Raw genomic sequence first — 9,424 nt, 5'->3', positions numbered from 1 at the left:
CCCTGGGGCTGCGCGCCCGGTCAGACTCTTGATCGCGACAGAAGGTTGTGCTGGGTGGCGATGTCGTCGGGCCGACGGAGGTGTCGCTCAGGTAGGCCGGGTCCGGCCCCATCGGGGAGGCAGCGGAACGGGACAGTGCTCTCCCGGATCGCGCCCACCACACAGTCGGCGGCCCGCTCCGTTGCAGGCATGGGGGGCCTGTGGCGAAAAGTCGTGGCCCGCGCCGTGCCACGTTGTTTGCCATTCCTTTACAGTGGATGTAGAAGCGGTGCTTCTCCCTCGCCCGCACAAGAAGGAGCAACGGACCCCCGATGGGTGAACCTCCCAGTACGAGCCGTGTCACCGCCTGCCGACGCCTGATGGGCCAGGGAGCGGAGGTGGCACGGTGATCGAGATACTGCTGCTCCTGCTGGCCCTGGCACTGACGCTGACCTGTGCGCTGTTCGTCGCGGCCGAGTTCTCCCTGACCACCGTCGAGCGCGGCGAGCTGCAGCGTGCCGTCGACGCCGGCGAGCGCGGTGCCGACAGCGCCCTCAAGGCCGCACGCAAGCTGACGTTCCAGCTTTCCGGTGCTCAGCTCGGCATCACCGTCACGTCGCTGGTGATCGGCATGCTGGCCGAGCCGTCGCTCGCCGCACTGCTGCGCGGCCCGCTCGAGGCCATCGGACTCGGAGCGGCGGCCTCCTCCGTCGCCACCGTGCTCGGTGTGGTCGTCTCGACCGTGGTGCTGATGGTGATCGGTGAGCTGGTGCCGAAGAACTGGGCCATCTCACGGCCGCTGGCCGTGGCCAAGGTGGTCGCCGCCCCGCAGCGGGGCTTCACCGCCGCCTTCGGGCCGTTCATCCGGCATCTGAACAGCACGGCGAACCGGTTCGTGCGCCGCTTCGGCCTGGAGCCGGCCGAGGAGCTCGCCACCGCCCGCACCCCCGAGGAGCTCGTGGCACTGGCCCAGCACTCGGCGCTCGCGGGAGCGATCGAGCCGGACTCCGCGGAGCTGTTCGTACGGACGCTCCACCTCGGCGAGCTGACCGCCGAGAACGTGATGACCCCGCGCGTGGACGTCATCGCCCTCGAAGCGCACGCCACGGCGGCTGACGCGGCCAACCTGACCCTCGCCACCGGTCTGTCCCGCTTCCCCGTCTACCGCGACAGCCTCGACGAGGTCGTCGGCACCGTCCACATCCGGGACGTCCTCGCGCTGCCTCCCGAGCAGCGTGCGACGGCCCCGGTGCTGTCACTGGCTACCGCCCCGCTGGTGGTGCCGGACAGTCTGCCGGCCGACCGGCTCCTGGAGCGGATGCGTGCCGAGCGCACGATGGCCGTGGTCATCGACGAATACGGCGGCACGGCCGGCATCGCGACGGTGGAGGACATCGTCGAGGAGGTCGTGGGCGAGGTGCGCGACGAGCACGACCCCCTGGAGACCCCCGACCTGCTGCCCGCGCCGCCGACCGGCGACGGCCGCTCCTCCTGGGAGGCGGACGGCAGCGTCCGCACGGATCAGCTCCTCGGCATAGGGCTGCTCGCACCGGAGGGCCCGTACGAGACCGTGGCCGGTCTGATCGCCACGCGCCTGGCCCGGATCCCGGTCGAGGGCGATTCGCTCGACGTGGCCGGCTGGCGTCTCGACGTCCTGGACGTCGAGCACCATCGGGCGGACCGGGTCCGGATCACCGCACCGGCCCGGCTCACGCGGCAGGACCTGCAGGAGACGCGATGACCACGTTGCAGCTGTTCATCGGCGCCCTGACCCTGCTGACCAACGCCTTCTTCGTCGCCGCCGAGTTCTCCCTGATCTCCGTACGCAGGAGCCAGATCGAACCCGCCGCCCGCCAGGGCGACAAGCGGGCCCGGATCACGCTGTGGGGTCTGGAGCACATCTCCCAGATGATGGCCACCGCCCAGCTCGGCATCACCGCGTCGTCCCTGGTGCTCGGCGCGGTCGCCGAGCCTGCCATCGCTCATCTGCTGGAGCCGGTGTTCGAAGCCGTCCACATCCCGCACGTCCTGGTGCACCCGATCGCCTTCGTCATCGCGCTCACCGCGGCCACGTACGCGCACATGCTGATCGGCGAGATGGTCCCGAAGAACATCGCCGTGGCCGCACCGGCGAAGACGGCTCTGCTGCTCGGGCCGGTGCTGGTCGCTCTGACCCGCGCCCTGCGGCCGTTCGTGTTCTCCATCAACGCCTTCGCCAACGTCCTGCTACGCCTGATGAAGGTCGAGACGAAGGACGAGGTCGCGTCGGTGTTCACCGACGGTGAGCTGGCGCGCATGGTCGACGACTCCAGCGAGGCCGGGCTGCTCTCGCCCGCCGACGGCGAGCGGCTGCGGGACGCCCTGGAGCTGGGCACCAGGCCGGTCGGCGAGATCCTCGTGCCCGCCCGGCGCATGCACACCGTCGACCACACCATTACGCCCGCCGGCCTGGAACGCGTCGCGGCCGCGGCCAAGTTCTCCCGCTTCCCGGTCAAGGGCCCGAGCGGCGCCGTCCTCGGCTACCTGCACATCAAGGACACCCTCGGTGTCACCGACCGCGACAGGCCCTTCCCGCGCTCCGCCCTGCACCCCGTCACCCGGGTCCGCATCGACACCCCGCTGGACGACACCCTGACCGCACTGCGCACGGACGGCGGCCACTTGGCCGCCGTCACGGGCGCGACGGGCGCGATCCTGGGTTACGTCACCATGGAGGACGTCCTCGGAGAGCTCGTCGGCCCGGCCGCCGCGGTGTGACCGTCGTACCCCGGGCGGGTACACCGCCCCGGCGCACGGTGCCCGCCGGTGCCCGCCCCGGCCCGGGAGCCGGGCCGCACATCCCGCCCGGACCTGCCGATTTGTCCAGTACGCGCGATTCACCTGATCCAAACCTTTCGAAGGAGCACTCCTTGTCCGCCAGACCGACGGACCCCGAGGGCCACAGTCCCCGACGTCTCGGCCCTGACCACGGCACGCGCCCGGATGGTGCCCGGTGAACGCCGTTCTCGGCCTGCTGGCCGTACTCGTCCTGACCGCGGGCACCGGCTACTTCGTCGCCCAGGAGTTCGCCTACGTCGCCGCCGACCGCCTCGCACTCGCCCACGAGGCCGAGGCCGGGGACAAGCGCGCCGCGCGGGCCCTGAAGGTGCTGGAACGGCTCTCGTTCATGCTGTCGGGGGCGCAACTCGGCATCACCGTCACCGGCCTGGTCGTCGGCTTCCTCGCCGAGCCTTCCGTCTCCGCCCTGCTGAGGCCCCTGCTGGAAGGCATCGGCCTGTCCGGCGGGGCGGTCACCGCGGTCTCCGTCACGCTTGCCTTCGTCCTCGCCACCGTCGTGCAGATGGTGCTGGGCGAGCTGGCACCGAAGAACCTCGCGCTGGCCGTGCCCGAGCGGCTCGCCAAGTCACTCGCCCCGTCGACCCTCGTCTACTTGAAGATCGTCGGACCGCTCGTGCACGTCTTCGACGGTGCGGCGAACAGACTGCTGCGCAAGGTCGGCATCGAGCCGGTCGAGGAACTGCACCACGGAGCCACCCTCGAAGAGCTCAGCCACCTGATCGGCGAGTCCCACGAGCAGGGCCACCTCCCGGCCGACACGGCCGAGCTGCTCGACCATGCGGTCGAGTTCTCCGAGCGCACTCTCGGCGAGGTCATGGTGCCGCGCGCGGACGCCGTGTTCGTCCACAAGGACGCCACGGCGGCCGCGGCGGTGGAGCTCATCGCGAAGCACGGCCATTCCAACTACCCCGTGTTCGGCGACCACCCCGACGACGTCGCGGGGGTTCTCGGCGTGCGGGACCTGATGAGCCTGCCCGCAGACCGCTTCGACAGCACGTCGGCGGGCAGCGCGTCCCGCAGTCCGCTGCTGCTCCCGGACACGCTGCCACTGCCGGACGCGGTACAGCGGATGCGTGAGCGGGACGACGAGTTCGCGGTCGTCCTGGACGAACACGGCGGAGTCGCCGGCGTCGTCACCTACGAGGACATCGCCGAGGAACTCGTCGGTGACATCGCCGACGAGAGCGACACGGTGGTCGAGCTCGCCGTCGCCGACGGGGACGGCTGGCTGGTCGACGCAGGGCGCCGCCTGGACGAGATCGAGGACGCGACAGGCGTCGACCTGCCCGAGGAAGAGGACTACGACACCGTTGCCGGCCTGATCATCGACCGCCTCGGCCGCTTCCCGGCCATCGGCGACAGGCTCACCGTCGACGGCGTGGACATCCACGTCCTCACCCTGGACCGGCACGTTCCCGACCGCGTACGCATCGAGCGCACCCAGCACGCCGAGACCGCCGAGGAGGCGCAGTCATGAGCTTCCCGATGGCCCTGTTCGTCACCGTCCTGCTGCTGATCGGCAGCGGCTTCTTCGTCGCCGCCGAATTCGCCCTCGTCGCCGCAAAACGCCACCGCATGGAGAAGGCCGCAGCCGACGGGCAGCGCGGCGCCAAGGCCGCCCTCGCCGGCATGCGCGAACTGTCGCTCATGCTCGCCGGCGCCCAGCTCGGCATCACGATCTGCACCCTGGGCCTGGGCTCGATCTCGAAGCCCGCCATCTCGCACCAGGTCGATCCGCTGCTGCACGGCCTGGGTCTGCCCAGCGGCCTCAGCTACGGCATCGCCTTCTCGTTCGCCATGATCGTCGTCGTCTTCCTGCACATGGTCCTCGGCGAAATGGCCCCCAAGTCCTGGGCCATCGCCCACCCCGAGCGCTCCGCCATGCTGCTGACCCCGCCTTTCCGTGCCGTGGTCACGGCGGTGCGGCCGCTGATCTGGCTGCTGAACAAGGTCAGCAACGCCCTGGTGCGCCTGTGCCGGGTCCAGCCGCGCGACGAACTGGCAGCCGTCCACAACCGCGAGCAGCTCACCCACCTCGTGGCGGAGTCGGAGCGCCTGGGTCTGATCAACAAGGTCGACTCCGAGCTGATCACCCGGTCGCTGACTGAACCGCAGACCGCGGTCTCGGAGCTCCTGACCCCGGCGGACGCCATCGCGACCGTCCCCGCCGAGGCCGGCCTGGACGCGCTCCTCGCCCGGGCCACCGAGGCCGACCGCTCCCGGCTCGTCGTCGTGGACGGTGACACCGTTCTGGGCTCCGTCCATGCCCGTGACGGGCTCGTCGCCCGCACCCGCGGCCGGGTGGTCACCGCCCGCGAACTGGTCCGGCCCGTTCCGGAGCTGAGGGAGACCGACAGTGTCTCCTACGCGCTGGATCTGCTGCGCAGGAACCGGGCGTCGCTGGCCGTCGTCAGGGCGGACGACGGCCGGCTCGCCGGACTGATCAGCCTGGACGATCTGATCGCCCGGCTGATGGGACTCCGGTCGGCGCGGTAGGGAGGCGCTTCTTCACGCCGGCCGCGCGGGGCCTCTGTAACGAGACGGGTGCCGTCCCAGCGGCCGGCATTCGTCGGGGGGGGCCGGAACGACGTGGCAGAGCGCTCCGCCGGACGCGATGGCACCAGGACCGGGTCGAGCGGGTCGCGGCGGTTCCCGCCGAGCGTCGCCGCGGTGGTAGCGGCGGTCGCCCATGGCCGGTGCGGCGGCCCGCCCCGGCCGGAAAGGTGATGAGCCGCGAGGGCCGCTGATGCGATGCTCCTGGCATGACACGCCGAGTGAAGCCCAGCCTCTACTTCTCCGTCGACGTCGAGGCCGACGGGCCGATCCCGGGTCCGTACTCGATGCTGAGCTTCGGCGCCGCAGTGGCCGGCCGCCAGGACGTCGACGGGTACGAGCCGGCCGATCCCGAGAAGGACACGTTCTACCGCGAACTCCAGCCCATCAGCGAGGACTTCGTGCCGGAGGCACTGGCCGTGAGCGGCCTGGACCGGGAGCGGCTGAGGGCCGAGGGCAGCGAACCGGCGGCGGCCATGGCCGCGTTCGGCGTCTGGGTGGGCGAGGTGTGCAAGGCGTACGGCGGGGCGCAACCGGTGATGTGCGGCTATCCGGCCTCCTACGACTGGACGTTCCTGTACTGGTACCTGCTGCGGTTCACCGGGGCGAGCCCGTTCGGGCACTCCGGGTGCCTCGACATGAAGACGCTGTACGCGGTGAAGGCTCGGCTGCCGCTGCGGGCGGTGACGAAGTCGGCGATGCCGCGTGAGCTGCTGTCGGCGCGACGGCACACCCACCATGCGCTGGACGACGCGATCGAGCAGGCGGAGCTGTTCAGTAATCTGATGGTATGGCCGGGGGGGTGACCCCGGGAGGGGGTCCACCGTGAAGTCCGTACTGCGCGCACTGCTCGCGTTCCTGATCGCGGTGGGGGCGTGCACCGCCTGCACCGGCGACGGCTCCGGGGACGGGGGCGGGGGCGGGCTGGAGGACCCGGCGAAGAAGGACATCGCGATGCGGATCGTCTCCAGCGGGGAGAACTCCACGCTGGACTGGAAGGCGCAGTACGAGTACATCGAGGACATCGGCGACGGCCGCGGCTACACCGCCGGCATCATCGGCTTCTGCTCGGGAACCGGCGACATGCTCGCGGTGGTCGAGCGCTACACGAAGGCGAGGCCGGGCAACGCCCTGGAGCGTTTCCTGCCCGCGCTGCGGGCGGTCGAGGGCAGCGACTCGCACAAGGGGCTGGGCAAGCCGTTCACCAGGGCGTGGGAGCGGGCCGCGACGTCCGACGAGGAGTTCCGGGCGGCCCAGGACGCCGAGCGGGACGAGACGTACCTGCTGCCCGCCGTGCGCCGGGCCGAGGACGACGGTCTCGGCGCGCTGGGACAGTTGATCTACTTCGACGCGTACGTCATGCACGGTTCCGACGCCTCCGAGAGTTCCACGGGCTTTCGCGCACTGCGCGAGAAGGCCCTGGCCGGCGCGGAGTCGCCCGCCGAGGGCGGCGACGAGGAGGAGTACCTGAATACCTTCCTGGACGCCCGCGTCGAGGCGATCCGCAAGGAGCCGTCGCACACCGACACGAGCCGGGTGGAGACGGCACAGCGGGTGTTCGTGCGGGAGGGGAACTTCGACCTCGAGCCGCCGCTGAACTGGCGGGTCTACGGCGACAGTTACCACATCGGCGCGATGGCGGCCCCGCCCGCGCGGTGAACAGCGTCCGCCCGGCACCGGGCGGGGCCGGATCCCTTTGACGGGCGACGTGGGCACCATCACAAGCAGTTACATTGTGCACAACTGAATTGAGCACTACATTGAACGCATCGAGGCAGTGACGCGGCGAGCGGCGCGGCGCACCGCTTCGCGCGAGGAGGAGAATCTCCATGGAATTCGTCCGGTTCGAGACGTACCGGCCCGTCGAACGACCCAATTACCAGCAGGAGCTTGACGAAGTCGTCCAGCAGGTCGCGGACCGCACCCGGGGGTCCGTCGAGCGGCAGAAGGCCGGCCGCGCCGTCAGGACGGCGCACGGCAAGACCTACGGACTGGTGAAGGCCACGGTCACGGTGAGTGAACTCGAGGCCCCGTACGCTCAAGGAATCTTCGCCGAGCCGGTGACGTACGACGCCGTGGTCCGCTACTCCAACGGGCTCGGGCACCTGCGGGCCGACTCACTGCTGGGCGCGGCGTGCGGCATGGGGATCAAGATGTTCGGCGTGCCCGGCACGTCACTGCTGAGCGACGAGTCCGAGGCGACCACGTTCGACCTCAACCTGATCAACAACAACGTCTTCTTCGCGAACACCGCGTACGACTACATGGTGATCGAGGAGCTGTTCTCCGAACTGCCGGACGCCCTGGTGAACCCGGCGCGGCGGAAGTCCTGGATGGGCGAGTTCCTCACCCGGCGCGGCACGCTGGACACGGCGGACGAGTGGCTGTGGGACGAGCTGTTCGCGATGTTGTCCTTCACCAGGGTCCAGCGGCAGAACCTGCTCTCGTACACCTACAACAGCATGGGCGCCTTCCGTTACGGCGACCACATCGCGAAGCTGCGCACGGTGCCCGTCACGCCGGTCGGCCACCTCGAGGTCGACGTCCGGGCGGACGGCGAGGCCTTCCGCAACACGCTGGTCGCGGAGGCGGCCGAGCGTGACCACGCCTTCGAGCTCCAGGTGCAGCTGAACACCGACCTGACCCGGATGCCGGTCGACAACACCTCGGTGGAGTGGCCCGAGCAGCTCTCCCCGTGGGTGAGCGTTGCCAGGATCGACATTCCGCGCCAGGACATCGGCGGCGCGGACAATCTCACCGCCGCGGACGGCACCTCGATCACCCCGTGGCGCGTACGCGAGGACCACCGGCCGATCGGTGAGATCCAGCGGGTGCGCGAGGAGGTCTACCGCCGCTCCTCTCTCGAGCGCCACCGCATCAACGGGCAGCCGCGGGTGGAGCCGCGGAGCAGCGCCGAGTTGCTGGGCTGAACCGAGGCAGGGGTGCCGGCAAGGCCCGACCGAGGACGCTTCCGAGGGCGCTGGGCGCTGCGCGCACAACGGGCGCTGACGGTACATCAGCTTCACGCTCCCTTCGCGCAACCACTGCGCCTTCTTCATGTCTCGTTGCCCGACCACGGGCAGACTCTTCGCAACCGAATGAAGGTTCGGTCGTGCCGCCCGTGTTCTACGCGCGTTGCCGTGGGCGGTACAGGCCCGAGAAGAGGACGTACATGCCCCCCACACCAGTCACCCGCTGGAAGCATCTCGCCCTGGTCATAGGCGGCTTGTCGCTGGCGATCGCCGCGACCGGCTCGGCGACGGCGATCACCGCGCCCGCAGCCGACGGGACCGCCGACTCGGCCGCGTCCACGTCGGCGTACGACGACACCTACTACCAGGACGCGATCGGCAGGACCGGACAGGACCTCAAGGACTCCCTCCACACCATCATCAGCGACCAGACCAAGCTGTCCTACTCCCAGGTCTGGGACGCGCTCAAGGCCACCGACGAGGATCCGGCCAACTCCGCCAACGTGATCCTGCTCTACACCGGCCGTTCCCAGAGCAAGTCCTCCAACGGCGGCGACCCCGACCAGTGGAACCGTGAGCACACCTGGGCCAAGTCGCACGGCGACTTCGGCACCGCCACCGGCCCGGGTACGGACATCCACCACCTGCGGCCCACCGACGTGTCGGTGAACAGCACTCGCGGCAACAAGGACTTCGACGAGGGAGGCTCCGAGGTCGGTGAGGCCCCGGGCAACTACACCGACAGCGACTCGTTCGAGCCGCGCGACGCGGTCAAGGGCGACGTGGCCCGCATGATCTTCTACATGGCGGTGCGCTACGAGGGCGACGACGCCTTCACCGACCTGGAGGTCAACGACCAAGTGAACAACGGGTCCATGCCGTACCACGGCCGGCTGTCCGTGCTGAAGCAGTGGAACGAGCAGGACCCGCCGGACGCCTTCGAGAAGAGGCGCAACCAGGTGATCTACGACGACTTCCAGCACAACCGGAACCCGTTCGTCGACCACCCCGAGTGGGTCACCGCGATCTGGGGCTGAAACGTTCCCTCTGCGGGGCCGGGGCGCCTGGGGTGACACCCCAGG

At 70.1% G+C, this 9,424-nt stretch carries 8 protein-coding genes; all 8 read left to right on the top strand.

Annotation, left to right across the window (positions count from 1 at the left end; genetic code table 11):
* The first annotated feature begins 385 nt into the window (after window positions 1–385).
* The 8 genes from ACWGH4_RS24185 to ACWGH4_RS24150 all read left to right on the top strand — a co-directional run bounded on the left by ACWGH4_RS24185 (window position 386) and on the right by ACWGH4_RS24150 (window position 9,379).
* Window positions 386–1,720, top strand: a complete 1,335-nt coding sequence (locus ACWGH4_RS24185; protein ID WP_453464416.1) for a hemolysin family protein — start codon at window positions 386–388, stop codon at window positions 1,718–1,720.
* Complete coding sequence (locus ACWGH4_RS24180; protein WP_453464413.1) at window positions 1,717–2,736, top strand: hemolysin family protein; 1,020 nt, start codon at window positions 1,717–1,719, stop codon at window positions 2,734–2,736. The genes ACWGH4_RS24185 and ACWGH4_RS24180 overlap by 4 nt, the downstream gene beginning before the upstream one ends.
* Before the next feature lie 235 nt (window positions 2,737–2,971).
* Complete coding sequence (locus ACWGH4_RS24175) at window positions 2,972–4,294, top strand: hemolysin family protein (protein WP_453464411.1); 1,323 nt, start codon at window positions 2,972–2,974, stop codon at window positions 4,292–4,294.
* Window positions 4,291–5,313, top strand: coding sequence for a hemolysin family protein (locus tag ACWGH4_RS24170; protein WP_453464409.1), 1,023 nt, complete (start codon window positions 4,291–4,293; stop codon window positions 5,311–5,313). Before ACWGH4_RS24175 ends, ACWGH4_RS24170 begins: the two co-directional genes overlap by 4 nt.
* Window positions 5,314–5,579: 266 nt before the next feature.
* Complete coding sequence (locus ACWGH4_RS24165; RefSeq protein WP_453464406.1) at window positions 5,580–6,176, top strand: exonuclease; 597 nt, start codon at window positions 5,580–5,582, stop codon at window positions 6,174–6,176.
* A 19-nt stretch (window positions 6,177–6,195) separates the two neighbouring features.
* On the top strand, window positions 6,196–7,029 hold the full coding sequence (locus tag ACWGH4_RS24160) for a chitosanase (protein WP_453464403.1): 834 nt from the start codon (window positions 6,196–6,198) through the stop codon (window positions 7,027–7,029).
* A gap of 170 nt (window positions 7,030–7,199) precedes the next feature.
* Entirely contained in the window at window positions 7,200–8,300 is a 1,101-nt protein-coding gene (locus tag ACWGH4_RS24155; RefSeq protein ID WP_453464401.1) for a catalase family protein, read from the top strand.
* A gap of 242 nt (window positions 8,301–8,542) precedes the next feature.
* Complete coding sequence (locus ACWGH4_RS24150; RefSeq protein WP_453464398.1) at window positions 8,543–9,379, top strand: endonuclease I family protein; 837 nt, start codon at window positions 8,543–8,545, stop codon at window positions 9,377–9,379.
* Window positions 9,380–9,424 lie beyond the last annotated feature (45 nt).

It is taken from the genome of Streptomyces sp. NPDC054847 (assembly GCF_053610925.1).
This window is presented reverse-complemented; position numbering and strand designations above follow the sequence as displayed.

What these genes read in the sequence shown, in the direction of transcription:
- ACWGH4_RS24150 (WP_453464398.1), top strand. Translation starts at nt 8,543, where the DNA reads ATGCCCCCCACACCAGTCACCCGCTGGAAGCATCTCGCCCTGGTCATA.
- ACWGH4_RS24165 (WP_453464406.1), top strand. Translation starts at nt 5,580, where the DNA reads ATGACACGCCGAGTGAAGCCCAGCCTCTACTTCTCCGTCGACGTCGAG.
- ACWGH4_RS24170 (WP_453464409.1), top strand. Translation starts at nt 4,291, where the DNA reads ATGAGCTTCCCGATGGCCCTGTTCGTCACCGTCCTGCTGCTGATCGGC.
- ACWGH4_RS24155 (WP_453464401.1), top strand. Translation starts at nt 7,200, where the DNA reads ATGGAATTCGTCCGGTTCGAGACGTACCGGCCCGTCGAACGACCCAAT.
- ACWGH4_RS24180 (WP_453464413.1), top strand. Translation starts at nt 1,717, where the DNA reads ATGACCACGTTGCAGCTGTTCATCGGCGCCCTGACCCTGCTGACCAAC.